Genomic DNA, 24,733 nt, shown 5'->3' with positions numbered 1-24,733 from the left:
GATCCCCACATCGTCACGCGATTGCCGAATCGTTTCAACCCTTTGCCTTCGTCGCCCCGGCTTTGGCCATCCTGTCGTCCAGGCCTCTCGGGTTCTCCGACCGGATGCCAAACTCCGGCCGCACGCGCGGGTCCGCCGACTTCAGTCGGCCCCCGGGGAGGCGGACTTCAGTCCGCCGTGCGGCGATCTTGACACTGCCGAGGTGGTCGAAACGATGATCGAGGCCGTCGCCCCTGACAGCTCAAGCGCTTTTGTCCGGATCGACCTGCGCCCGATAGACCGCCAGCCGTGCGTCGAAGTCCGCCAACCATTGGGCATCGACGAAAGCCTTCAGGATCCGCCGCACTTCGTAGCTGTCTGGGCCGCGGGCGGAGCCGCCGGCTGTCTTGAGCCGGCGCAGGAAGCCCAGCTCGACGACCTTGTTGACGTGGGTCTCGATCTGGTCGATGAGTCTCGCCTCGTTGCTGCTTTGGGGCAGGAAGACCCGTACCAGCTCGACGATCTCGTCGCGCGAGAGCACGAGGCGCGTTTCGGCCCCGCCCGCATCGAACTCGGCGAGCTTCTTGCGCAGCAAGGCCAGCAAGAGGCTGACCGGAAACGACAGCGGCCGACGCGCGACCAGACGCGGCAGCTTGGGCGCGGCCTCGTCCTCGGCGGTCTCGGCGCGGCTTTTGAGGAACGCGTACCCTTCCGCCTCGTCGAGCACCAGTTCCAGTCCGAGCACCGACACATAGTCCCGCACCCGCGCCTGCAGATCGAGCAGCGTGCCCCAGAGTCGCTCGTCGCCCTCGCGATAGAGGACCCCTTTGAGCAGACCGATTACCAGCGCGGACAGCTCCGCCCCGGCCGGGACCGCCGGGGTGTCCCGCGCCTGTCCTTGGTCGTCGTCCATCCTCACCTCTCTCTGACAAAGATGACGCGGGGCAGTCGGGCGGTCTTTCGGACCGCCAGGCCGTCGCTCGCGTGCGCCTCCCAGACAATCACCTCCGGGGTCGTCTCGTCCAGCGTCGTCTTGAAGGCGTCGCTGCCCAACTGAAGATAGGCCACGAGCTCCGCGAGGCCCTGCGTCAAGGGCCGCAGCTCGGTCAGCTCGCGCAGCGTGACCTGGGAGCGATCCTGCAAGGCGTGGCGGATGTGGCGCGCAAGCTGCGCGCGGTCGACCACGACCTGCGCATAGAGCGCATCGGCGTCCAGATCGGCGTCGCCCGCCTGCAGCTCCAGATCCGCGATCACCGGCTTCAGGGGCGGGGTGTAGAGCGGACGCTCCATCGGCAGCTCGACCGCGGCGGCGGACTCGGCGATGCGCATCACCTCGCCGCTCGGCTGGTGCTCGCGCAGGGCCAGCGCCTTCGCCTCGATCCCGTGCAGGATGTCCATGATGCGCCGGTTCTCCAGCCACGCCTGATCGTCAAGAAAGCGCCGCAGTTGCTGTGAGAGCTGCGCGACCGTGCGTTGTGTGTGCTCGCCGGCCTCGAGCCAGTCGTAATGCACCCGGCGGGTGCGCGCATCCGGCTTCAGCTCCGCGACCGGGGGCAGGGCGAGCACCCGGTCCAACAGCTCGGTCAGCTCCTCCTGCCGGCGACTGGACATGAGGAAATCCCAAAAGGCCCGGAAGCTGCGCCCTTGGTCGGAGTCGGCGATGGCGTCGCGCTCGCCCATGATCTCTTCCAGGAGCGCGCCCTTCGCCCCCTCCCAGAGCGCGATTCGCTCGCGCACCCGCCGATCGAGCAGACGGAAGTTGTGCTCCACCTCGCGGAAATCGGTCAACAGCTCGCGCGCCAACTGCATAAACTGCTGGAAGCGATCCTTCAGCGCCGTGTCGTCCAGCAGCGGCACGTCGCCGCCCAGCACCCGCGCGATCTCGGCATCGATCTCGTCGCGCCGCTTGACGAGCTCCGCGATGCGCTTCTCGGGATCGGCCTCGCTGCCCTCGCTCATCTGCTTGAGCAGCTCGAACAGGGTCAAGAGCCGCGACTCTGTCCCCACGAAGCTGCGTTCCGAGAGGGTGCCGAGCCAGGCGATCGCCTTCTCGGTCGCCGGTGTCAGATCGAATTGCGGCTCGTCCGAGTCACGGGCGTAGAACTTGCGCAGCCAGCCCTTGTCCGGGCCGGCCCAATCGTTGAGATAGTCCAACGCCGACTTGGGGAAGCTGCCCTCGCCGAGACGCTCGCGTAGTGCATACAACTCGTCTTCGAGCGCCTCGGCCAGATCCGCCGCCGCCATCACCCGAACATTGGGCTGCACGAAGACGCGGTTCAGAAAGCTTGCCACCAGCGGGGCATGATCCGAGCGCAACAGCCGCCACGCGGGGTGGTGGGTGCGCAGGGTGTCGAGGGTGGCGAAGTCCATGATCCGACGATCATGCCTCAGGACCGGATCGGCTGCGACCTTTGATGGATCGAGGGTGGGGATCTCGGATCAGCTCACGCGATCTCCTTCCGCAATCCGATAACCCATCGCCCGATAGCCCTGCCGTCGCCGATCCCACATGCGCAGCAGGACCGGGTGTCCGGTGTCGACGAAATCGTGGATCCGCACGTCGGTTTTGGTGGCATGCTCGCGATGCAGTCTGCCGGCGTACTGCTGCAACATGCCTTTCCACGGCTCTCCCGGATCTCAGGGAACGCCAAGTTTAGTAAAATCAGTGTTCTACGCAGCCAATCTTGGTAAACTTCCATTCGAACGCTTTTAACTCAATGGAAAACCGATGATTGACCAGAGCCAACTCCTGCGCCTGCTCGGACTGCCGCAGATCGCCATCGACCGCGTCGAGATCACGGACGCCGCTGTGCTGGAAATTCATGTGCACAGCACCGAGGAGGGCACGCAGTGCCGGAGCTGCGGCCGACGCATCACTGAGCCGCATGGACTCGGTGAAGAACGGCGGTTGCGCCATCTGTCGATCTTCGAGCATCGCACCGAAATTCTCATTCGTCCCAAACGGTATCGCTGCCCCGATTGCCGGGATCATCCCACCACCACCCAACGGGTGGACTGGTACGACCCGCGCAGCGGCTTCACCCGTGCGTTCGAACACAGCCTGATGCGCGCCCTGATCAACAGCACCCTGGAAGACGTCGCGCACAAGGAGGCCGTCACCCCGGAGCACCTCGACGGTATTCTCGATCGGTGCGTCCCGAGCCAGATCGACTGGACGACGCTCACGGCGCTGCCCGTGCTCGGGCTCGACGAGATCGCCTTGACCAAAGGCCACGGCAATTTCGTGGTGATCGTCAGCGCCAGGGTCGAGGACACCCTGAGCATCCTCGCCGTGCTCAAGGACCGTAAGCGCGCGACCATCGAGGCGTTTTTGCGCACGATCCCAAAATCCTTGCGGCGCACCGTTCGCGTCGTGTGCACCGACCTGTACAGCGGCTTCATCGGTGCGGCCAAGGCCGTCTTCGGCACGCACGTCGCCATCTGCGCCGATCGCTTCCATGTCGCGCGTTTGTATCGCGACGCCGTGGAGACGTTGCGCAAGACAGAACTGCGCCGGCTCAAGCGCGACCTGTCGAAAACCGAGTACGGCGGGCTCAAGAACGTCCATTGGATCCTGCGCAAGCGCGAATCCGACTTGAGCGCCGAGGAACGGCGGATCCGCGCCCGGTTGTTCGCCTATTCCCCGCAACTCGCGCAAGCTCATGCCCTCAGCCAAGCCCTCACCGAGGTCTACGACATGCCCCTGTCCAAAGGTCAGGCCAAGCGCAAACTCAGTGGCTGGATGCGACGGGTCAAGAACGCCGAGATGACGTGTTTTCAATCCTTCCTGAAAACGTTGCGCCGTCATTGGGACGAGATCACCAATTATTTTACCGAACGACACACGAGCGGTTTCGTCGAAGGTCTCAACAACAAGATCAAAGTATTAAAACGGCGGTGCTATGGCTTGAGCAACCTGCGCCGGCTCTACCAGAGGGTGTACCTCGATCTGTGCGGTTATCGGGTTTTCGCGCGCTGATCAATGAAAAACAACCGCTTAAAAATGGCTTGGACGGGGTGCGTCCAGCGATATTTTCAACCAACGTGTTCGGTCAAAATGACTACAACGTCATGTTTTTAAATATTTTAGCGCTTTCCCTGAATTCCGGGAGAGCCCTTTCCACGAGATCGGCATCGCCAAGACCAGGGTATCCAACGGTGGGTGGTCGAAGCCTTCGCCGACCAACTTTCCCGTTGCCAAAAGGATGCGCGGTTCATCTTGCGGCAGCGTACCGAGCTCTGCGATCCGATCGCCACGTTGCTTTCTCGACATTCGGCCGTGCAGGACGATTGGGTCCAAGCCCTTGTCGTGAAGGGCGGCTAAGATCGCGTCGAGGTGAGCCGTGCGCTGGGTCAACACCAAGACTTTGCGTCCTCGGTCGAACGCGCTCTTCACGGCGAACACGATGGCATTCGGTCTTGATTGGGAAACAATCGGTCGTAGGATTTCAGCGTGAGCTGCCGTGTTCGGCCGCAGGTGTGGCTGATGATGGCGGTGCCCAAGCGGCGGGCATCGCGCGCCGACACCTTGTCGGAGAAGAAGAGCCACGCATGCGCGCCCTGACCGGAGCGAGAAATCTCAAGCGTGACCGGCACGCCGAGCTCGTCACATGACCGGACGAAGGCACGGGCATCCTTGTCCCAGTCCTCGTCATCGAAATCGACGGCCAGAAAGTAGCAGGTGCCGTCGTCCAACAGGGGATAGACGCCGACCGTGTCCTTACCGGTCAGATGGTCATGAATCACCTTATCGGATAGCGGGATCAGCCGGCGATGGCCGCAGTCCGAGCACTTGATGCGCGGCTTCTCGCAGACACCCGGACGCCATTCGTTTGCACAGGCCGGCGTGTAACCCGACCTGCCGGTGCGCGGGCTCTCCCAGCGGACCGGGTAGACATCCGTTCGCCCGCGAAAGAGGCGGCGAAAAAGGGCGATCTTGTTGGCGGTCGACAGGCGTGATGGCTCGCGATCGGGAGCCGACGGCGAAGGCTCGGCCGATACGCGCCAATCAATGCCGTGTTGCTCGAGCAGCGAGATCAGGCGGGTGTTCTCGGCGCGCAGGGTCGTCAGCGGGTCTTGTTCATCCTGTCTGCTCATGTTCGTTCATAATTGGCTTTCCCGGAGACAGGCGGCCGTACACTTGGCTGCCGAGCCATTTGGAGATCAGCTCCTGCAGATCCGGCTTGCCCATGTACTCCGTAAACAGCTCTTCGTTCAGCTCCATCCGCTCGATGAAGAGCGATTCCAGTACCTGCCGGAACACCAGCTGGAACTTATCGAGCGAGTTGACTTCGGCGGCCTTCTGTAGAGACTCGTTTTGGCTGGCTGCCTCGGCGATCTGATCGAAGAACAACTGATCCGCTTCGTTGAGCTCGCCGCCGAAGCGTTCGTTGATGATGTCGATCAGACGTGACAGCGAAACATGTTCCTCACGCACGATTCCGGACCCTACCTCACGCGGCCCGTCCAGCGGTTTGGCATAGCCTTCGTTCAGGCTGATCGAGCCTTCGCTGATCTTCTGTAATCGGTAGTAGTCGAGCTCGACGTCTTCATCGAACTGATAGCCGGGTCCGTTCTTGCGCTTGGGTAGCTTGAGCGCGAGATGGCGCAGATAGGTGAAGAGCTTTTCGAGGTCGCTGTCCTGGTAGGGAATCACCTGACTCAGAAAGCTGTAGAGGTTGCGGAAGGCATGCAGTTTGCCGCGCCAAAGCTCGGCCTCCTCCTCTTCCGCGTTCTGCATCCGTGCGAAGCGTGCGACCGCCTGGTCCAGAACGGCATTCATCGCCTTGTGATCGCCTGGGCTTTGCCGGCGCTTCGGCGCGAAGAACACGCGAGCAAACTCGGTCACTTCGGTCTGCAGATAGATGCCCGAGGCATCGAGTTCCGCCTTGACCTCGTAGAGCTTGTCCGGATCGACCTGCTCGCCCATGACCGAGCCTTCGTAATACTGGCGGAAGGCGTCCTGGATTTCGGCGGGGTCATTCACGAAATCCAACACGAAGGTGTCCTCCTTCAAGGGGTGGGTGCGGTTGAGCCTGGAGAGCGTCTGGACCGCCTGAATCCCCGCCAGGCGCTTGTCGACATACATCGTGTGCAGCACCGGCTGGTCGAAGCCCGTCTGGTACTTCTCCGCGACCAGCAGCACGCGTTAATCAGGCTTGGAGAAGGTGTCGGGCAGCTCTTTCTCCTTCACCCCGCCGTTCATCTCCACTTCCGTGTAGGTCTTCTCCGGCGTCTTGTCGTCTTCCACCGTGCCCGAGAAGGCGACCAGGGTCTTGATCGGGTAGCCCTTCTCCTGAATCCTGTGGTCGAACGCCTGTTTGTAACGCACGGCCTCCAGCCGCGAGCCGGTGACCACCATCGCCTTGGCGTGACCGCCGATCTTGTGGCGGGTGAAGTGCTGGAAATGCTCGACCATCACCTCGGTCTTCTGCCCGATGTTGTGCGGGTGTAAGCGCATGAAGCGGGCCAGCGCCTTGGCCGCCTTCTTGCGCTCGACGTTGGGGTCGTCCTCGGCCTTCTTGATCAGCTTGTAGTAGGTCTTGTAGGTGACGTAGTTCTTCAGAACATCCTCGATGAAGCCTTCATCGATGGCCTGGCGCATGGTGTAGCGGTGGAAGGGCTCGCCATCGCGGCCGAAGATCGCCAGCGTCTTGTGCTTCGGCGTGGCGGTGAAGGCGAAGAAACTCATGTTCGGCTGCCGGCCGCGCTTGGCCATGGCGCGGAACAGGCGCTCAAGCTCGACTTCGCCTTCCTCCTCGGCCATCTCTTGAGCCTTGCGGCGCAATTCGGCGCCTCCCAGCACGCCCTTGAGCTCCGTCGCCGTCTCGCCCGATTGCGAGCTGTGGGCCTCGTCGATGATCACCGCGTACTTGCGGGTCGGCAGGTGGCTCTTCGCAGCGTCGCCGCGCTCCTCGCTCAGCTTGGCCAATTGCCCGGACACGAAGGGAAACTTCTGCAACGTCGTGATGATGATCGGCACCCCGGCTTCCAGCGCTTCGGCGAGCTGACGCGAGTCCGCGTCGATCTTCTGCACCACGCCTTGACGGTGGTCGAACTGGTAGATGGTGTTCTGCAACTGGCGGTCCAGCACAACACGATCGGTGATGACCACGACGCTGTCGAACAGGCGCTCGTCGCGTGCGTTGTGCAGGCTGGACAGCCGATGCGCCAGCCAGGCGATGGTGTTGCTCTTGCCGCTGCCGGCCGAGTGCTCAACCAGGTAGTTATGCCCCACGCCCTCGCGGGCTGCCGCCGCCACCATTTGGCGCACCGCCTGCAACTGGTGATAGCGCGGAAAGATCAGGCTCTCCTTGCGCACCTTCTTGCCGTCCTCGGTGACCTTCTCCTGCACGTCCACGTGAAGAAAACGTGCGAGCAGATCGAGCAGACTGTCGCGCTGCAAGACCTCTTCCCACAGGTAGGCTGTCCTGTAGTTGCGCCCGTCGCGGTCGGGCGGATTGCCGGCGCCACCGTCCATTCCCCGGTTGAAGGGCAGGAAGTAGGTCGCGGAACCAGCCAGCCGCGTCGTCATATGCGCTTCTTCGGTGTCCACCGCGAAATGCACCTGGGTGCGCTTGGTGAAGGCGAAGATCGGCTCGCGCGGGTCGCGGTCGTGGCGGTACTGGTGGATGGCGTTGGCCGCGGTCTGGCCAGTGAGCGGGTTCTTGAGCTCCAGCGTCACCACCGGGATGCCGTTGACCGACAGCACCACATCCAGCGATTGCTCCGAGTGCAGGCTGAAATGCAGTTGCCGCGTCAGCCCCAGGCGATTGGCCTTATAGCGCGCCTCCAGGTCCGGATTCAGGCCATGGGCCGGGCGGAAGAGGGCAATCCGCAGCGTCTTGCCGAAACATTTGAAGCCGTGGCGCAGGGTGGCCAGCGTGCCATGGGTGTCCAGCCATTTGCACAGCGATTCCAGCACCCGCGCGCCGGTTTGCTCGCCGTGCAGTGTCTCCAGCTTCTCCCACACCTTGCCCTGGGTGGTGCGGATAAAGGCCAGCGCCTCATCCGGGAAGATCGCCCGCTCGCGGTCGAAGCCCTTGGCATCGAGCCGCAGGTAACCGTCGGCCAGCAAGACGGACTCTATGGCGGTTTCGAAGGCGGCTTCGCTGGTGGTTTTCATCGCTGCATCCTTTGCGTTTCTGGTTGCCTGGTCAAAGAAAGGGTGTGTTCTCAATCCATAGCTTCATTGCTATAAGCCTGATCCACCCGGTTGGGCTTGTCGGGATAGCGCAACCGCAAGCGGCCGTGGGCCACTATGGGAGTCAAAAAACGTGATCTCAGTCCGTCGGGGTTTCTGTCACGCAGTTCCGCCAGTTGGTTTCGGGTCAGCCAACGACCCCGGCAGAGTTCCAGAATAATTTTCTCCATTTCATCGGGTTGCAGACGCTGCTGGTTTCTGGCGGGGGCGGCGATCGTCAGTAGAACGTCGCTATGTACGATGTCACCGGCCTTATGTAGGGAGTCACCCGGCTTATGTACGGAGTCACCGGCCTCGCTCATGATCCGCTTCGGCTGAACACGCTCGCGCAGCATCGGTAGGCTCCGATGATGTGAGGCCCATGCCCGGCGCATCGTCGCCGGTCACCACCGGTCTGCCGCCCTTCCAGGTGACCGCGTACTGGCCCAGTCGCCGCTTTTTCTCCAGCGTCTTGCCGACGGCCTGCCGGAGCGCATCCAGTTGCCTTTGCCCCTCGGCGGATGGACTCGTCTTTCGTGTGGCGTTCATCGTTGGGCCTCCTCGATCAGAAGCTGATAATAAGCCTCGTGCAAAATATCGCGGTTTTCTCCCCGCTGTTCAAAGACCAGCACCGGGCTTTCTCCATCGTTCATGAAACAGGTGCAGCGATCGACCCGATGACTGAAATCATCCAGCAGGTGGCGCAGGCTGCGAGGAAAGCGCCGCTCGATATCCGGCAACGGAATGGCGTGTCCGCCGTGGGAAACCCGCTCGGCGACTCGCAGTTTTGACATCTCGGCGCTGGGCAGCGCCAGATAGATCAACTCGACGCACCAGTCGTCGCGGCGCAGCCTCTCGATCAGCCGCAGATAGGTGCGTCCTGCAAGGGTGGTCTCGAACGCGAAGTTTTCGCGGGCGGCGACCCGGGCTTCCATTTCTCGCAGGAAGAGACGGCTGGCGGCCAGCAACTCCCGCTCCGGGGCGAGCGGCGCGAGCCCGGCGGCAATCAGGTCGGCATTGATGAAATGGGAGCAGCCCGCCACCCTGGGCAGGTATTCGAGTGCAAAGGTCGTTTTGCCCGCGCCGTTGGGACCGGCGATGATCCAGCAGATGGGCGTCATGCGCGCATCGTCTCCAGCGGGATCTGGCCAGTGACGGCGGCGGTGATCAGGGCGGCACGGCGTTCCGATAGCAGAGACAACGAAGAAGAGACATCCCTTGAGATTGAGCGAAGTCGCTCTTCTGCGCGCTGAAGGTGGCGCACAATCTCAGCCTGCTCAGAAACGGGAGGCAATAGCGTCAACCAATCCAATACGTGGCCTTGCGAAACCTTAACCATCGAACCACTTGAACCTCTTGCGTCACGACGAATCTGAACGCGAGCTGCTGCTGTAGCCAGGAAATAGGTGAGATACTCGGGGAGAACTTTCGCCTCTTGAACCCGAAGTCTGTAGATGAGGTCGGGGAGCAAAAGCGTTGGCTCATCGACCGGGACACATGCAACATCAGCCACGAGTCCGGGCGTATTACTGCGAGTAATGAGCACATCACCCGCGCGAAGTGCGAACGCCTGCTCCTGGTCATCCGCTTCACGGAGCGCCTTATTCTCTTCTCGCTTGAATCGACCTTTTGAAACTGCGCTTAGTTTCAAGATGCCGAGTTCGTCTGAACTCGCTGGGATGTTGGCAGCGATCGGCGAACTGCCGGCTCTCCCGGAATTCAGGGAAAGCGCTAAAATATTTAAAAACATGACGTTGTAGTCATTTTGACCGAACACGTTGGTTGAAAATATCGCTGGACGCACCCCGTCCAAGCCATTTTTAAGCGGTTGTTTTTCATTGATCAGCGCGCGAAAACCCGATAACCGCACAGATCGAGGTACACCCTCTGGTAGAGCCGGCGCAGGTTGCTCAAGCCATAGCACCGCCGTTTTAATACTTTGATCTTGTTGTTGAGACCTTCGACGAAACCGCTCGTGTGTCGTTCGGTAAAATAATTGGTGATCTCGTCCCAATGACGGCGCAACGTTTTCAGGAAGGATTGAAAACACGTCATCTCGGCGTTCTTGACCCGTCGCATCCAGCCACTGAGTTTGCGCTTGGCCTGACCTTTGGACAGGGGCATGTCGTAGACCTCGGTGAGGGCTTGGCTGAGGGCATGAGCTTGCGCGAGTTGCGGGGAATAGGCGAACAACCGGGCGCGGATCCGCCGTTCCTCGGCGCTCAAGTCGGATTCGCGCTTGCGCAGGATCCAATGGACGTTCTTGAGCCCGCCGTACTCGGTTTTCGACAGGTCGCGCTTGAGCCGGCGCAGTTCTGTCTTGCGCAACGTCTCCACGGCGTCGCGATACAAACGCGCGACATGGAAGCGATCGGCGCAGATGGCGACGTGCGTGCCGAAGACGGCCTTGGCCGCACCGATGAAGCCGCTGTACAGGTCGGTGCACACGACGCGAACGGTGCGCCGCAAGGATTTTGGGATCGTGCGCAAAAACGCCTCGATGGTCGCGCGCTTACGGTCCTTGAGCACGGCGAGGATGCTCAGGGTGTCCTCGACCCTGGCGCTGACGATCACCACGAAATTGCCGTGGCCTTTGGTCAAGGCGATCTCGTCGAGCCCGAGCACGGGCAGCGCCGTGAGCGTCGTCCAGTCGATCTGGCTCGGGACGCACCGATCGAGAATACCGTCGAGGTGCTCCGGGGTGACGGCCTCCTTGTGCGCGACGTCTTCCAGGGTGCTGTTGATCAGGGCGCGCATCAGGCTGTGTTCGAACGCACGGGTGAAGCCGCTGCGCGGGTCGTACCAGTCCACCCGTTGGGTGGTGGTGGGATGATCCCGGCAATCGGGGCAGCGATACCGTTTGGGACGAATGAGAATTTCGGTGCGATGCTCGAAGATCGACAGATGGCGCAACCGCCGTTCTTCACCGAGTCCATGCGGCTCAGTGATGCGTCGGCCGCAGCTCCGGCACTGCGTGCCCTCCTCGGTGCTGTGCACATGAATTTCCAGCACAGCGGCGTCCGTGATCTCGACGCGGTCGATGGCGATCTGCGGCAGTCCGAGCAGGCGCAGGAGTTGGCTCTGGTCAATCATCGGTTTTCCATTGAGTTAAAAGCGTTCGAATGGAAGTTTACCAAGATTGGCTGCGTAGAACACTGATTTTACTAAACTTGGCGTTCCCTGAGATCCGGGAGAGCCGAACTGCCTTGATCTAATGCGGCAGCGACGAACTTGATACGGCAAGGCTCCCAATGCGCCGGAATCTCGCCCAGCCATTCCTGGCCGGAGGGTTTGAGCGGGGCGTCGGGGTCGAGGCCGCGGGTGACGACCTGGCTGATGAGGGCGGTGCGCTTTTCTTCCAGTAGCGCCAGCATACGTTCCTTCTCGGCAGTCAGCCCGTCGATGCGAGCGGTTTCGCGGTCAAGGTAGTCAGCGATAAGGCGCTGAACACCACGACTTGGAAAGGGCAAAGGATGCCGGCGGATGACATCGGGGGATACTCGCTTGAGGCCGCCTGCACCTGTCATGGATGCCTCGCCGTCCTGTTTGAACGTCGACGATTGGAAGTAGTAGAAGAGAAACCTACCCTCAGCCGCTGTCGGACGGATGACGAACAATTCAGAGCTGCCGAACCCTTTACCTCCTATAAGGCTCTCGGCTATTGCAATGTTGCCATTCTCAAAGCACGGCGTGACCTTAGCTAAAACAATGTCGCCGTCCTCAAAGGCAGCGTATGAAGAACCATATTTCGAAAATTTCTCCGTATTCGGAATGAAGTATCCGCTCTTCACCCTGTCCATTGGCAGAAACGTGAGGTCATCATTCTCATCAAAGACGTCGAAAGTTACCGACGGATACAATTCGCACACGTAGCGCAGCGGGATGGTTTCCCAACCCTCCGGGAGTGGATCAACACCGCTCACTCCGTCACCTCCCGCAACAACGCCAGAATCCGCTTGTCCACCTCGGCTAGCTCGGAATCGATCTCGGCCAGCGGCCTCGGCGGCTGGTACCGGAAGAACACGCGGTTGAAGTTGATCTCATAGCCCACCTTGCCTAGGAGTCCGTCCGGCTCGTCGAGCGTCTCGCGGTCGATCCCGTCCCCGGTCATGCGGGGCTGCGGGCCGGCAGGTTCCGCGCGACGCCCAGTCAAGCAACAGTCAAGCAATCCATCACGATCAAGCGACTGATATTGAGATAAAAAAGGCGTACTCCGTGTCGGACTGGGCGGTTCTGTCAAGCATCGGTCAAGCAACAAGGCCACGGTCATCGCGCCCACCTCGGCAGGTATTTTCGAGCGCGGCTGCCCACGGTGTCGTCGTGGCAGCAAATCAAACCGGCTGCGAGGGTGTCCCTGATGATGCGGGAGACCATGGAGCTGTTCTTTTCGTCGATGCCGAAGCGCTCGCGCAGGGTGGTGTTTGTCATATAGTCCCGCTGGACGTAGCGCAGACAGGCATGCAGGTAGCTGGCGCGGATGCGATCGGCCTTGTCCATTGCCTTGAACTCCCGGTGGGAAAACAGCACGGCGCGGGTATGTTCCTCCGTGGTTTCGAACAAGGGGGCGGGGAGCTGGTAGAACTCGGTCTGGGAGACCACCTTGTCCACGCCACTGCCACGCTCCTCGCAAACGCCGATGCGGCGCATGAAGGAGGCCAGTGCCTCGTTGCGGGAGCGTGGCGGGCTGTCGAGAAAGCGGTCGGTCTGAACCAGCGGTAAACCGGGATTGGTGACTTCCATGCGGCTCGCGAAAATTTCCACCATGGGACCGGTGCCGGTCAGGTGGAAATCCTGGTGGATCAGTGCGTTGGCCACAAGCTCGCGGATCGCTAGCTCGGGGAACATGGGCACCTGCCTACGTAGGGCCCGGCCGATAACCTCGTTGCTGGGCAGCAGCTGGGTAATGAAGCCAATCAGCTCATCAAAACCGACCGCGTACCCCTTGCTGCCTTCCTGCTCGCGCACGGTTTCGACCCGCGTTTCACCCCTATAGAGCACTATCCGCACCGCCTTACGCGCCAGAACGCGGAAGTCGGCTAGGCGCTTGGCGAACAGCACGGCACCTAAATTGGTGATATTCCATCCGCCGGCGTTGCCGCGTGCGATGAGGGTGTCGGCCTCCAAAGCCGATAGGATGGCATCCCGTCCCTCGGGAAGCGGCAGGGAAAGCAAGTCGAAATAGGCCGGGTAGTCCAGCAGTCGGAGCACCTCTTCGGCGGCAACGTCGTCGGCGGCGATCTCCCGTTCGAACGGGATGCGGTCGAACACACGCCACAGCTCCCGCTCTTTCTCCGGAAAGTCCTTCAGTCTCTTCTTATAGGAGCCAACACGGATAAACTCGGTGCCCTTGAACTGCACCGGATGACGGAACGCCGCGCCGATCTCCAATAGCACCACGCTTGCGCCTTCCGCCTGCAGTCCGTGGAAGCGGAAGTTGATCTTGGGTGAGAGCAGGCGCAGCAGCCAGCTTTCCAGCTCCTCATTGCCGATCTTGACGGATGCCGGGTCGAAGGTGGTGCCGAGAATATCGTGGCTGGTGTCATCCAAACCCCATACCGACCAAGCGCTGACCTTGCCAGCCAGCGCGGCGGAGTTCGCAAGGGCAGAAAGGTATTCGCCGATATCCTCCGGATCAGCGCGGTTATGCTTGAACTCGACCCATTCGGTTTCGCGAGGCAGTTTGCGCAGCTCGGCTAAGATGCCGAGCATTGCGTCTTCTGGGCGGCGAATACTCACTCCGTCACCTCCCGCAACAACTCCAGGATCCGCTGCTCCACACCGGCGAGTTCCGCATCGATTTCATGCAGCGGGCGCGGCGGCTGGTACTGGAAGAACACGCGGTTGAAGTTGATCTCGTAGCCGATCTTGCCGATGCCGCCGTCCTGCTCGTCAAGGGTGGTGCGGTCGATCCAGGCATCGGCGACATAGGGGCGCACTTCGCGCAGCACGTAGCTGACGATGTCCTCTTTCAGCGGGATGTTCTCGGCGTCCTTCAGGGCAGGGTCGGATTCGTACTCGATGAAGACCCCCTCTCCCCCGGCCCCTCTCCCGCGTGGGGGAGAGGGGAGTTTGAAGAGGCCAAGCAAGGCGTAGAGATCGTCCTTTGCGAGTTCGTCGGGTAGGGTCTGGTCGGGGAACAGGTCGGCGCGGTCCAGCGCCTCGATCTTGTGGATCTTGGCGATCACCGGTGCGGCCTCGGGGTCCACGCAGGTGAAGCACTCGCGGAAGATCTTCTTCTGCGCCGTGCCTTTGGCGCCCTTAGCCCAACCGTCGACGTTATCGGGCAGGGTCTTGAACACCTGCTGCACGTCATCCCAGACGCGGTTCCAGTCCAGGTGCGGTTCACTGCCGAGCTGTTCCTGCACCGACTGCAGGGCATCGAACAATTCCGGGCAGGTGTTGAGGAAACGCTCGCGGGCTTCGTCCGTCAACTCGAAGCGCAGGCGTAGCGGGCGCAGCACGCTGATGCGGCGGTAGCCGAAGTCGGTGTTGTCGAAGACGCGACTGGTCTTGCTGCTCTCAAGCGCGCCGTGTTCGCGGGTGATGGCGTCGATGGCGGTCTGATCAAGATAGCGGCGTTTGTCGCCGAGGCTGCGCTTCATCGGCGTGTAGCGCTCGCGGGCGTCGATGAGCTGGATCTTGCCCTTGCGGTGGGCGGCCTTGCGGTTGGTGACGACCCAGATGAAGGTGCCGATGCCGGTGTTGTAGAACATCTGCTCGGGCAGGGCGACGATGGCTTCGAGCCGGTCGCGCTCGATGATCCAGCGCCGGATCTCGCTCTCGCCGCTGCCGGCTCCGCCGGTGAACAAGGGCGAACCGTTGAAGACGATGGCGGTGCGCGAGCCGGGCCTGTCGCGGTCGCCCGCTGTGTAGTCCTGGAACTTGCTCATCATGTAGAGCAGGAACAGCAGGGCGCCGTCGTTGATGCGCGGCAGTTTGCCGTTATAGCCACGGAAATTGGGCCAGCGGTCGATGATCTTTTTCTCCGCCTTCCAGTCCACGCCGAACGGCGGGTTGGCCAGCAAGTAGTCGAAGCGGTGATCCGGAAACGGGTCGTCGGTGAGGGTGTTGCCCAGCACCACCTGACCATCCTTGTGGCCCTTGATCAAGAGGTCGGAGGCGGCTACGGCGTAGGAGCGTGGGTTGTAGTCCTGCCCGAAGACCTTGACCGTGGCCTGCTCGTTGTGGGCGCGAATCCAGTTCTGTGCCTCGGCCAGCATGCCGCCGGTGCCGCAGGCCGGATCGCAGATGGTGACGATGATGCCGGCCTGCGTGAGCACCCGGGTGTCGGGCTCCAGCAGCAGGTTGACCATGAGCTGAATCACTTCGCGCGGCGTGAAATGATCGCCGGCCGTTTCGTTGGCGGCTTCGTTGAAGCGGCGGATCAGGTCCTCGAAGACCAGGCCCATGGTGATGTTGTCGACCTTGCGCGGGTGCAGGTCGATCTCGGCGAACTGGGCGACCACCTGGTAGAGCCGATTGGATTCTTCGAGCTTTTCGATCTCCTTGTCGAACTCGAAGCGCTCGAAGATCTTGCGGATGTTCTCGGAGAAGCCGTTGATGTAATCGGCCAGGTGGCGGCCGATGTTGTCCGGGTCGCCCTTGAGCTTCTGGAAATCGAGCTGGCTGTGGTTGTGGAAGCCCAGCGGCTTACCGTCGTCGCCCAAGGCCCGGTTGTTGAGGATGGCGTCGATGTTGGGGATGCCCTTGCTGCGCAGCTCGGCATGGCGCTTGAGCACGGCCTCCTTGCTGGGCGCCAGCACGGCATCGAAGCGCCTTAGCACGGTGAGCGGCAGCATCACGCGCTCGTACTGCGGCGGGCGGTAAGGTCCGCGCAGCAGATCGGCCACGGACCAGATGAAGTTGGCGAGTTGTTGGAAGTTGGCGCTCATTTACGAGTCCTGACGGCGGTCGTTGTGCGGGCGGCGCCATTTTTGGTTTCAATCATTGTTCTTTGTCCATCAATCGAGCACGACCAGGAACTCGGTCGCCAGCGCCTCGGGGCGCACGGAGCGGGTAGCCGGGCTGCGATTCAGGTGCACCAGGCCGTGCCGTCGAGGGGTCGAGTCTTTCCTTTTGCCATCGAGGCAAGACGGGCTGCATTTAGGTGCCTGCTGGCCGCCCTAACGCAGACAATTCTCTACCCGGCGCCGCTGACTGCACCGAAGCCGGACTGTCCGGAGAATCATTTCGCCTCGGACGCCGGGCTGTTCAGCCAATTCTCCACTCGCAGCCCGGCGACTCGCACGAATTCTTCCACATTGTCGGTCACGAGGATCAGACCGGACTCCAGAGCATGCGCCGCGATCAGCAGGTCGTTGGGTCCGATGGGCGTCCCGGCTCGCTCCAGCCGAAGTCGTATGTCCGCGTAGGTCCGATCGGCTTCGGAGTCCAAGGGCAGCACGGGCAGCGAGGCCAATAGGTCGTCGACCTTGTCGGTCAGGGACTTGGAGCCGAGCTTACGGGCACCGAAACGCAGCTCGGCGGCCACGACGATGCTGGTACAGACACTCCCGTAGCCGCGCCGAGCAAGCGTCCCGGCCACCGGTCCCCGGGGTTGACGAATCAGCGCGGAGAGGATGTTGGTGTCGAGCAGGTAGCGCAGGCCCGCAATGTTTGCCATGGCACTTAAACCGCGCCCGGCGCGGTATGCGATGTTTTTCGATGGGATCGGCTCCGGCGGACTTGACGACCGCCGGAGTCGGCGCGGTTTAAGAGATTTAGAAAACAGATCATTTTAAACCGCGTCCCCGCTAACGGCTGTGGGTGCACCAAACGTCGAGCTCACTCGAAAATCAGCATCTCGCTCTGGACGCGGTTTAGAGTCGGATGTCGTCCAAAGGCAATAGCCCTTCGTCGACGTCGGGGAGGGTCTCGTCCAGCGGCTCCCATCCGGCGAGTAGCGTGGCGAGGTCCGGCCGGCGCTTCACCGGCTCGACGATCAGACGCTCGCCGTCCTTGCGGATAATCGCCTCGTCGGCGTCCAGCTCGAGCTCCCTCGGGATGCGTAAAGCTTGATTGCGACCGTTGCGAAAGAGGCGGACGTGGCGTTCAGGGTGCATAGGAGATCGATCCGACGGGTAGGGCGAAGACATACGCGCCAGCATATGCCAATTGCTCGGGTCGCGCGAGATGTCGGGAGCGGCGGTTGTGGAAATGCTCTCCGCGCTCCATGCGCGGAAACCTTTTTGTGTACAGGCCGGGTGAGGCAACAGGGCTACGTGCCGTCGGTCGATGCGCAGAAACACGTTGATAGCGGCAAAGGCGACACGCGTGGTTCCCTACCACGAAAGGATGGTTGATGCCGAGCCTCTTGGGCATCCCGACCGCTTTGGCCAAGGCACAGGCGCCTGCAGTGATCTCGGGCGCCGTGAGTGGCCTTGCGACGCGGCCTTGTCGATCTCCGGTTGGTCACTTCCGTCCGTGGCGACGAGGCTCAGGGCGTCAGCCGAGAGACATCGACCTGCAGGATGAATTCACCTTGATCCGAGGGCAGGATCGCAATCTGACCGCTCTCGATATCCTTGCCCGAAAACAGTAACCGGCCATCGAACAACATGCTCTCGTCGACCGTGTAGCCCTGCTCGGTCAGGGCCGAACCCCAGTCGGCAAAGTGAGGTGCGGGATCACTGGGTAGCTGGATTTGCAGGATATGGGTCCGTGTGCCCAGGGCTTGATCCATGACGATTTCATGGGGCACGGGCAGTTGGATCGCGCTGGGCAGCCATTCGGGTAGTTCCGCCTGGGTCGTGAGCGACACAGCGAAGAGTGTCGAGGCGAAGAGGGCTTTCAAAAGCTTGGGGCTAGACACCTGGCGATCTCCCGGGGGGCGTTGGGTTGTCGGCAGAGCGATGACTCGACCGGTCGCGGTTCTGCGCTGGTGGCCCAACATCGCCACTGCTGCGTTAGTTGAAGTATCGGGCGCGTTCTGACGCCGGGTCAACGGTCGAGCCCCTGGTTTGAGCTGTTATCCCCGGTTTTGCGGCTGGCCCCGATCAGCTTGATGCGGCTTCGCCGTTTGTGACGCGATTGTCCTCGCGGCTGAATGCGACTAAATTGCCCGATGCGGAGAATCCGGCCCATAATCTCCGCATGAACAGCGGTGATTGCAAGTACATCTGGCAGACCAACGACTGGCCGAACTGGCGTTTTGACCTGGCGACATTGGCCGGTCCGATGGCGGACGTGAGTCGCGCCCAGGATCTCTTGATGGGCCGCTTGGCCGATGTCGGCATGGCGCTGCGCGATCAGGCCAGCCTTGGCGCGCTCACCGAGGATGTGGTGAAGACCAGTGAGATCGAGGGTGAGCAGCTCGATGTCGAATCCGTGCGTTCGTCCATCGCCCGTCGTCTTGGCGTGGACATCGGCGCGCTGGCCCCGGTTGATCGTCACGTCGAAGGCCTGGTCGAGATGGTGCTTGATGCCACCGCCAACTGCGATGCGCCGGTGACGCGCGAGCGGTTATTCGGCTGGCACGCCGCGCTGTTTCCCCACCGGCTACTCAGGTCTATCCAAGATCAAGGTCGGAACTTGGCGCGAGGATCGTAACGGTCCGATGCAGGTCGTGTCCGGCCCGATCGGCCGACAGCGTGTCCATTTCGAGGCACCGCCGGCGGGACGTCTGGACGCAGAGACGCGTCGATTCCTCGATTGGGTCAATGACGCCTCGAACGACCCTCCGCTCATCAAGGCTGGGCTCGGCCATTTGTGGTTCGTCACCCTGCACCCCTTCGACGACGGCAATGGCCGTATCCCCCGAGCTATCGGCGATCTGCTGCTGGCGCGCGCCGACGGCAGTCCGCAACGCTTCTACAGCCTGTCGGCGCAGATCCAGCGGGAGCGCAGGGGGTACTACGACATTCTGGAACGGACCCAGAAGCGATCGATGGATGTCACCGAGTGGCTGGCTTGGTTCCTCGACACACTCCATCTCGCCGTCGACCAGGCACAGCACACCCTCGACAACGTGCTCGTCAAGACAGGGTTCTGGCAGCACTGGGCGATCACGCCATTGAACGAACGACAGGTGAAGCTGTTCAATCGGCTGCTCGACGGATTCGAAGGCAAGCTCACCAGCAGTAAGTGGGCGGCGATTGCCAAATGTTCGCCGGACACGTCTCTCTGAGACATCAATGACGTGCCCACGTCTGGCGCACTGCGAAGGGGTCGTTACGGATCGGGCTAAGTCGCTCTCCTGAAAACTACGGCTCGATTGCGAAGAATGCTTCGATAAAGGCAGCCCTTTCCAATGCTCCGGCCAGGGAGTATCGGCCATTGCGCGGGGTGAGCCTGATGTAGTCGGCAAGGAGCAGCTCGGTTCGCCGGGCTTTGTAGGTCCGAAGGTACGGGGAGACCTGCCGAAGCAGATCGAGTGCGTGACGGTTGGTGATGGCGTACGTGAAACTCGGCGTATGCCGGTCGGAATAGGTGCGCTTGCCTGTCGCCTTGCCGGCTCCGATGGTTTCGAGCAGGTAGTTGATCAACGGGCGGTCTGTGTTGGAAATGGAGACGACGACCTGGCGGTTGTCCTGTTTGTGCTTCCGCAGCAGGGAAACGGTGCCCTCGCCGTCGATCAAACCGGCGATATAGGCTGCGTCGATGTCGCTCAGCGCGTTGACTTTACGATAGTTTGCCACAGACTTGCCGAACACAAAAAGAAAACGGACCTTGGAGTGTACTCCAAGGCCCGCTGATTGGTGGAGGCGGCGGGACAGTGATTCCCCACCTTTCGGTGAGGCCTGGACTATGCCTTCATCCGGATCGGATACGACCCGATGGGTCCGGATGCGGAGCGTATTATCCGCGTTGCCGCGGATCCTAGTGGACGCTCCACCGTTGCCGGATCAGCGTCTCTATGAGTCTCTACAGGGCAGGTCTGAGGTTGGCCCTCTTCCTACCCCTCGGCGTTGCCGTGTCGGTCTGAGCCGACTGCAGGGTTCGCCGATGTGAGCCCCGTTTTCACTTTGCCCTTACGAGCAAAGGCGACCTGTGCGTTGATCGAACCCGCGTCCGCAAGCCCTCCGCCCTTGGTCCTACATGCTTAGCCCGTTCTATTATTTTTAGCCTTCCGCCGCCCGAGGGGCAGGGCGATCAGTCGGCGATCTCGAATTAGGTTTTAGCGGATCAGGTCCGAGCCCCCGTCACCGCGATCCCATGTAATGTTACCCCTGGAATCCGCCCCCCATAGGCAGGGAACGGTCAGAGGCTCGCTGGCCTAAGCCGCGAGAGCGTAGTTGTCGTCGTTGGCAACTATAGATTTGCGGTTGGATTTACGAGGTCACCCGCACCTCGGCATGCACCTTAGGTTTTGCGACCCACGTCGAAACCATGTCGCCCCCAGGTATCAGTACGACACTCTAGAGGAACCGCGGTTCCGCGGCAAGCTCAGCCGGTCTTGAAGAGGCGTTCCTTGTCGCGCTGCCAGTCGCGGTCCTTCTCCGTGTCGCGCTTGTCGTGCTGCTTTTTCCCCTTGGCGAGCCCGATTTCGAGCTTGGCCTTGCCGCGCTTCCAGTACATGGCCGTAGGGACCAGGGTGTAGCCGGCGCGCTCGGTTTGGCCGATCAGGCGGCTGATCTCGCTGCGTTTGAGCAGCAGCTTGCGGCTGCGGGTTGGGTCCGGGTTGACGTGGGTGGAGGCGGCGGCCAAGGCGGAGATGTGCGCACCGATCAGGAATGCCTCGCCGTGGAGGATCTTGACGTATCCTTCCTTGAGCTGAAGGCGACCGGCGCGCAGGCTCTTGACCTCCCAGCCTTCCAGCACGAGACCGGCCTCGATGCGTTGCTCGATGAAATACTCGTGCCCGGCCTTCTTGTTGAGCGCGATCGTCGAGCCACCATCGTTCTTCTTCTTTCCTTTTGCCATTGAACCGCGTCCCGGAAGTCAAAACCGTCGTTGGATCTGAGGCCGGTCTGGTTAGCCACACGCGGGCCTCGTACCTGACGCGGTTCAAGAATTGGTAAGAGCAGATCGTTTGAAATGCGTCTGGACGGCGCTCGTCGGTGGCTCCGACCATGGCCAACGGGCTCGGACAAGACACGAAGCACCGGACGCATTTCAAAGTGTAAATCAAACGAGGCTTGATTTCCGCACCGAGGACGGCTAGATTTGCGGGCTCGACTTACCTGGAGGGGTCCGATGCGCCAGCCGCTGATCGCCGGAAACTGGAAAATGAACGGCAGCAAGTCCAGTGCCGAGGCACTGTTGAACGGCGTCGTGGCCGGGTCCGGTGCTCTCTCGAAGACCGAGATCGCTGTGTGCGTGCCCTTTCCGTATCTCTATCTCGGCGAGCAGTTGCTTGCCGGTAGCTCGGTACGGCTCGGTGCTCAAAACCTCTGTACCGAAACCGGCGGCGCCTATACCGGCGAGGTGTCGGGCTTGATGTTGGCCGATTTCGGATGTCACTATGTCATTTGCGGTCATTCCGAACGTCGCGAGTACTACGGCGAGGACGAGGCATCCATCGCGCAGAAGCTGGCGCGCGCGACCGAGAGCGGCCTGACCCCGATTCTGTGTGTCGGCGAGACGCTGCAGCAGCGCGAGGCGGGCGAGATGGAGTCGGTGATTGCCGCTCAGATCGACGGCGTGGTCGAGCGCATCGGGATCGATGCCTTCGCCGGGATCGAGATCGCGTATGAACCGGTTTGGGCGATCGGCACCGGAATGACGGCGACGCCCGAGCAGGCGCAGGCCGTTCATGCCTATATTCGCGGTCGGATCGCTGCACTGAACGCTACGATCGCCGAGAAGCTGCGCATCCTCTACGGAGGAAGTATGAAGCCCGGCAACGCCGCCGAGTTGCTGGCGCAGCCGGATATCGATGGCGGTCTGATCGGCGGCGCATCGCTGAACGCCGATGATTTTCTAGCGATTTCTCTAGCCGGAGAACAGCTCGCAGCCTAAAGCTGCAGCAACGAGAGACTCATGCAAACCATTTTGACCGTCATGCAGGTCTTCCTGTCGCTCGGCTTGATCGGGTTGATCCTGATCCAGCACGGGAAGGGCGCTGATGCAGGTGCCGCTTTCGGGAGTGGTGCATCGGCGACCGTGTTCGGGTCTCGCGGTTCGGGTTCGTTCCTGACGCGCACGACGGGCATCATGGCGACGATGTTCTTCCTTACCAGCATGGCTTTGGCGTATTATGCGACCAAGGGGTCGGAGCCGGTGACGATCATGGATCGGGTGGACGAGCGTACCATCGTCGTCCCGCCGCCTGCAGCCGCGCCTACCTCGGACATTCCGGCCATTCCGGGCGTCGAGGCTGAAGGGCGGAGCGATGTCCAATCCGATGTGCCGGTCGGGTTGGCGCCCGAAGGCGAAGCGCCGGGTGGTGCGATTGTCGAGGAAGAGGTCGTCGAGGAATCGGCCGATGGCACGATCGAAGCTCAAACGACCGAGGTGATACTCGACGGGAGCCCGGTCGAAGAGCAAAATGAAGGGGACGCCGGTGATTCGGCGGCCCCGAGTAAAGAGTAAACGCCGACGTGGTGAAATTGGTAGACACGCTATCTTGAGGGGGTAGTGGCGTAAGCCGTGCCAGTTCGAGTCTGGCCGTCGGCACCATCTGCGGTAAAGCAAACGGCATGCCATTAATGTGGCATGCCGTTTTTTTTGCGCGATGATGGGCGCAAAGGTTTGAAAGACCTAATGATTTGAATTGGCCCTTAGGTTGACACTGTCGTGACGCCTGAACTAGACTCACGGTCCGGAACGACGTCAGAGAATAAGTAGATTCGGGAGGACTGATGCTCGACAATTATCTGCCGATCCTGATTTTTATCATCGTCGGGATCTTGGTTGGCGTCGGCCCGCTCGTTTTGGGTTACTTTTTGGGACCTCGCCGCCCGGACGCGGAGAAAGACTCCCCTTATGAATGTGGGTTTGCGGCCTTCGAGAGTGCGCGTTTAAAGTTCGACGTGCGCTACTACTTGGTGGCGATCCTCTTCATCGTCTTCGATCTGGAGATCGCCTTCCTCTTCCCCTGGGCGGTGGTGCTCGATGAGCTCGGTATGTACGGGTTCTGGGCCATGTTCATCTTCCTGGGGATCCTGGTGGTCGGCTTCATCTACGAGTGGAAGAAGGGGGCGCTGGAATGGGAATAGAGGGCATCCTCGAAGAAGGAGTCGTCACAACCACGGCCGACAAGCTCATCAACTGGGCGCGGACGGGGTCCTTGTGGCCCATGACCTTCGGCTTGGCCTGCTGTGCGATCGAGATGATGCACGCCGGTGCAGCACGCTACGACCTGGACCGTTTCGGGATCGTGTTTCGACCCAGTCCTCGCCAATCCGACGTCATGATCGTTGCGGGTACCCTGGTCAACAAGATGGCCCCGGCGCTGCGCAAGGTCTATGACCAGATGGCCGAGCCGCGTTGGGTGATCTCGATGGGGTCTTGTGCGAACGGCGGCGGCTATTACCACTATTCCTATGCGGTGGTGCGCGGTTGTGATCGGATTGTTCCGGTAGACGTTTACGTGCCGGGATGCCCTCCAACTGCCGAGGCCCTGCTTTACGGCATCCTGCAGTTGCAGAATAAGATTCGCCGTACCAATACCATCGCTCGCTGAGTCGTACCCAATTCCAATGGCAAAAGACATCCTGTCCAACCCCGCCAGGTTGACCGCGCTCGTCGATGCACTCGGGGAGGCGTTGGTCGGCCAGGGGTGCGAGACCATCACCGACCTCGGCGAGGTCACCTTGATCGTGCCGTCGGGGCGCTTGACCGACGTGGCGTGGATTTTGCGGGACCATCCGCAACTGCGCTTCGAGCAGCTGATCGACCTCTGCGGCGTCGACTATGCCGCTTACGGCAAATCCGAGTGGGCGACCGAAGAGGCGTCCACGACGGGTTTTGGCCGCGGTGTCGACCGCGATCAAGAGCTTGCGCTCGATGACCCCAAGCGTTTCGCTGTCGTCTATCATCTCCTGTCGCTGGTACACAATCGGCGGGTTCGCTTGCGGGTCTATGCGGGGAGCAGTCAGCCGATGGTCGACTCGATCGTCCCGGTTTGGGCGGCGGCTAATTGGTTCGAGCGCGAGGCATTCGATCTCTTCGGGATCCTCTTCCGGGGTCATCCGGATCTGCGCCGAATCCTCACCGACTACGGCTTTGTCGGACACCCTTTCCGGAAGGATTTCCCCCTTTCCGGGCATGTCGAGATGCGCTACGACCCGGAGCAAGGTCGCGTCATCTACGAGCCGGTCTCGATCCCGCCGCGTGTTCTGGTGCCGCGCGTGATTCGCTCCGACAGCCGGTATGTGCAAACGGGCGCAAGCTCGGAGTCCGCCGATGCCTGAGATTCGTAACTACACCCTGAACTTCGGCCCTCAGCACCCCTCGGCCCACGGCGTGTTGCGCTTGGTGCTCGAGATGGACGGCGAGGTCATCGAGCGAGCCGATCCGCACATCGGTTTGCTGCATCGCGCGACCGAGAAGCTCGCCGAGTCCAAGCCGTTCAACCAGAGCATCGGTTACATGGACCGGCTCGACTATATGTCCATGATGTGCAACGAGCATGGCTATGTTCGAGCCATTGAAAAGCTGCTCGGTGTCGAGGCCCCGGAGCGCGCTCAG

General features: G+C 61.5%; 25 protein-coding genes, 1 tRNA gene, 1 other RNA gene and 3 pseudogenes. 9 read left to right on the top strand and 21 right to left on the bottom strand.

Annotated elements, in window-relative coordinates:
- Positions 1–241 precede the first annotated feature (241 nt).
- From BDD21_RS00145 to BDD21_RS27650, 3 genes are all read right to left on the bottom strand, one after another.
- On the bottom strand, positions 242–892 hold the full coding sequence (locus BDD21_RS00145) for a DUF4194 domain-containing protein (protein ID WP_120795423.1): 651 nt from the start codon (positions 890–892) through the stop codon (positions 242–244).
- A 2-nt stretch (positions 893–894) separates the two neighbouring features.
- Complete coding sequence (locus tag BDD21_RS00140) at positions 895–2,349, bottom strand: DUF3375 domain-containing protein (protein WP_120795422.1); 1,455 nt, start codon at positions 2,347–2,349, stop codon at positions 895–897.
- Between the two features lie 69 nt (positions 2,350–2,418).
- On the bottom strand, positions 2,419–2,592 hold the full coding sequence (locus tag BDD21_RS27650) for a hypothetical protein (protein ID WP_170164650.1): 174 nt from the start codon (positions 2,590–2,592) through the stop codon (positions 2,419–2,421).
- 115 nt (positions 2,593–2,707) lie between these two features.
- On the opposite strand from BDD21_RS27650, the gene BDD21_RS00135 reads away from it, so the two are divergent.
- Positions 2,708–3,958, top strand: coding sequence for an ISL3 family transposase (locus BDD21_RS00135; protein WP_120795416.1), 1,251 nt, complete (start codon positions 2,708–2,710; stop codon positions 3,956–3,958).
- Positions 3,959–4,048: 90 nt separating this feature from the next.
- Here the strand turns inward: BDD21_RS00135 and BDD21_RS00130 are convergent, their stop codons facing one another.
- The 15 genes from BDD21_RS00130 to BDD21_RS00060 all read right to left on the bottom strand — a co-directional run bounded on the left by BDD21_RS00130 (position 4,049) and on the right by BDD21_RS00060 (position 17,972).
- Positions 4,049–4,384 carry a helicase-related protein gene (locus tag BDD21_RS00130; RefSeq protein WP_120795421.1) on the bottom strand — a complete coding sequence of 112 codons (336 nt, stop codon included), beginning with the start codon at positions 4,382–4,384 and terminating at the stop codon, positions 4,049–4,051.
- Positions 4,372–5,076, bottom strand: a complete 705-nt coding sequence (locus BDD21_RS00125; RefSeq protein ID WP_211334946.1) for a TOTE conflict system archaeo-eukaryotic primase domain-containing protein — start codon at positions 5,074–5,076, stop codon at positions 4,372–4,374. Before BDD21_RS00125 ends, BDD21_RS00130 begins: the two co-directional genes overlap by 13 nt.
- Entirely contained in the window at positions 5,060–6,124 is a 1,065-nt protein-coding gene (locus tag BDD21_RS28455; protein ID WP_245969344.1) for a type I restriction enzyme subunit R domain-containing protein, read from the bottom strand. Before BDD21_RS28455 ends, BDD21_RS00125 begins: the two co-directional genes overlap by 17 nt.
- A 3-nt stretch (positions 6,125–6,127) precedes the next feature.
- Positions 6,128–8,104, bottom strand: a complete 1,977-nt coding sequence (locus BDD21_RS28450; RefSeq protein WP_245969343.1) for a type I restriction endonuclease subunit R — start codon at positions 8,102–8,104, stop codon at positions 6,128–6,130.
- Positions 8,105–8,154: 50 nt separating this feature from the next.
- Positions 8,155–8,517 carry a hypothetical protein gene (locus BDD21_RS00115; RefSeq protein WP_147430938.1) on the bottom strand — a complete coding sequence of 121 codons (363 nt, stop codon included), beginning with the start codon at positions 8,515–8,517 and terminating at the stop codon, positions 8,155–8,157.
- A 189-nt stretch (positions 8,518–8,706) separates the two neighbouring features.
- Positions 8,707–9,282 (bottom strand): ATPase, encoded by a 576-nt coding sequence (locus tag BDD21_RS00105; protein WP_120795418.1) that lies wholly within the window; start codon positions 9,280–9,282, stop codon positions 8,707–8,709.
- Positions 9,279–10,031 carry a restriction endonuclease subunit S gene (locus tag BDD21_RS27305; protein ID WP_147430936.1) on the bottom strand — a complete coding sequence of 251 codons (753 nt, stop codon included), beginning with the start codon at positions 10,029–10,031 and terminating at the stop codon, positions 9,279–9,281. The genes BDD21_RS00105 and BDD21_RS27305 overlap by 4 nt, the downstream gene beginning before the upstream one ends.
- Positions 10,004–11,254 carry an ISL3 family transposase gene (locus BDD21_RS00095; RefSeq protein ID WP_120795416.1) on the bottom strand — a complete coding sequence of 417 codons (1,251 nt, stop codon included), beginning with the start codon at positions 11,252–11,254 and terminating at the stop codon, positions 10,004–10,006. The genes BDD21_RS27305 and BDD21_RS00095 overlap by 28 nt, the downstream gene beginning before the upstream one ends.
- Positions 11,255–11,325: 71 nt before the next feature.
- Positions 11,326–12,084 (bottom strand): restriction endonuclease subunit S, encoded by a 759-nt coding sequence (locus tag BDD21_RS00090; protein WP_120795415.1) that lies wholly within the window; start codon positions 12,082–12,084, stop codon positions 11,326–11,328.
- The gene (locus tag BDD21_RS00085; RefSeq protein ID WP_120795414.1) at positions 12,081–12,272 is read right to left on the bottom strand and encodes a hypothetical protein; all 192 of its coding nucleotides are present in this window, start codon (positions 12,270–12,272) and stop codon (positions 12,081–12,083) included. The genes BDD21_RS00090 and BDD21_RS00085 overlap by 4 nt, the downstream gene beginning before the upstream one ends.
- A 155-nt stretch (positions 12,273–12,427) precedes the next feature.
- Entirely contained in the window at positions 12,428–13,897 is a 1,470-nt protein-coding gene (locus BDD21_RS00080; protein WP_211334945.1) for an ATP-binding protein, read from the bottom strand.
- On the bottom strand, positions 13,894–16,053 hold the full coding sequence (locus BDD21_RS00075) for a type I restriction-modification system subunit M (protein WP_120795412.1): 2,160 nt from the start codon (positions 16,051–16,053) through the stop codon (positions 13,894–13,896). The genes BDD21_RS00080 and BDD21_RS00075 overlap by 4 nt, the downstream gene beginning before the upstream one ends.
- Before the next feature lie 293 nt (positions 16,054–16,346).
- A complete protein-coding gene (locus BDD21_RS00070; protein ID WP_211334944.1) occupies positions 16,347–16,784 on the bottom strand; it encodes a type II toxin-antitoxin system VapC family toxin in 438 nt (145 codons plus the stop codon).
- 196 nt (positions 16,785–16,980) lie between these two features.
- Positions 16,981–17,223, bottom strand: a complete 243-nt coding sequence (locus tag BDD21_RS00065; protein ID WP_120795411.1) for an antitoxin — start codon at positions 17,221–17,223, stop codon at positions 16,981–16,983.
- Between the two features lie 374 nt (positions 17,224–17,597).
- On the bottom strand, positions 17,598–17,972 hold the full coding sequence (locus BDD21_RS00060; RefSeq protein ID WP_147430934.1) for a hypothetical protein: 375 nt from the start codon (positions 17,970–17,972) through the stop codon (positions 17,598–17,600).
- Between the two features lie 281 nt (positions 17,973–18,253).
- Here BDD21_RS00060 and BDD21_RS00055 point away from each other — a divergent pair.
- Positions 18,254–19,283: pseudogene (locus BDD21_RS00055) on the top strand (Fic family protein); the annotation flags it as partial.
- A 79-nt stretch (positions 19,284–19,362) separates the two neighbouring features.
- On the opposite strand, the gene BDD21_RS00050 reads toward BDD21_RS00055, so the two are convergent.
- The 3 genes from BDD21_RS00050 to smpB form a co-directional block, all read right to left on the bottom strand.
- Positions 19,363–19,812 (bottom strand): LAGLIDADG family homing endonuclease, encoded by a 450-nt coding sequence (locus tag BDD21_RS00050; protein ID WP_120795409.1) that lies wholly within the window; start codon positions 19,810–19,812, stop codon positions 19,363–19,365.
- 343 nt (positions 19,813–20,155) lie between these two features.
- Positions 20,156–20,491: a transfer-messenger RNA gene (gene ssrA / locus BDD21_RS00045) on the bottom strand.
- Positions 20,492–20,545: 54 nt separating this feature from the next.
- Complete coding sequence (smpB, locus tag BDD21_RS00040; RefSeq protein ID WP_120795408.1) at positions 20,546–21,022, bottom strand: SsrA-binding protein SmpB; 477 nt, start codon at positions 21,020–21,022, stop codon at positions 20,546–20,548.
- 273 nt (positions 21,023–21,295) lie between these two features.
- Between smpB and tpiA the strand changes: the two genes are divergently transcribed.
- From tpiA to BDD21_RS00005, 7 genes and pseudogenes are all read left to right on the top strand, one after another.
- The gene (tpiA, locus tag BDD21_RS00035) at positions 21,296–22,060 is read left to right on the top strand and encodes a triose-phosphate isomerase (RefSeq protein WP_120795407.1); all 765 of its coding nucleotides are present in this window, start codon (positions 21,296–21,298) and stop codon (positions 22,058–22,060) included.
- Positions 22,061–22,081: 21 nt separating this feature from the next.
- A pseudogene (secG, locus tag BDD21_RS00030) lies at positions 22,082–22,453 on the top strand (preprotein translocase subunit SecG); the annotation flags it as partial.
- 182 nt (positions 22,454–22,635) lie between these two features.
- A tRNA-Leu gene (locus BDD21_RS00025) sits at positions 22,636–22,720 on the top strand.
- A gap of 182 nt (positions 22,721–22,902) precedes the next feature.
- Positions 22,903–23,259 carry an NADH-quinone oxidoreductase subunit A gene (locus BDD21_RS00020; protein WP_120795405.1) on the top strand — a complete coding sequence of 119 codons (357 nt, stop codon included), beginning with the start codon at positions 22,903–22,905 and terminating at the stop codon, positions 23,257–23,259.
- Positions 23,250–23,726: a NuoB/complex I 20 kDa subunit family protein gene (locus BDD21_RS00015; protein ID WP_014780136.1), complete on the top strand. Its 477-nt coding sequence runs from the start codon at positions 23,250–23,252 to the stop codon at positions 23,724–23,726. The genes BDD21_RS00020 and BDD21_RS00015 overlap by 10 nt, the downstream gene beginning before the upstream one ends.
- 16 nt (positions 23,727–23,742) lie before the next feature.
- Positions 23,743–24,456 carry an NADH-quinone oxidoreductase subunit C gene (locus BDD21_RS00010; RefSeq protein ID WP_120795404.1) on the top strand — a complete coding sequence of 238 codons (714 nt, stop codon included), beginning with the start codon at positions 23,743–23,745 and terminating at the stop codon, positions 24,454–24,456.
- A pseudogene (locus BDD21_RS00005) lies at positions 24,449–24,733 on the top strand (NADH-quinone oxidoreductase subunit D); the annotation flags it as partial. The gene BDD21_RS00010 and the pseudogene BDD21_RS00005, both read left to right, overlap by 8 nt.

The organism is Thiocapsa rosea (assembly GCF_003634315.1).
In the GTDB taxonomy this organism is placed as follows: domain Bacteria; phylum Pseudomonadota; class Gammaproteobacteria; order Chromatiales; family Chromatiaceae; genus Thiocapsa; species Thiocapsa rosea.
Note: the sequence above shows the minus strand (reverse complement) of the source record. Positions and strands in the feature narration are given on the sequence as shown.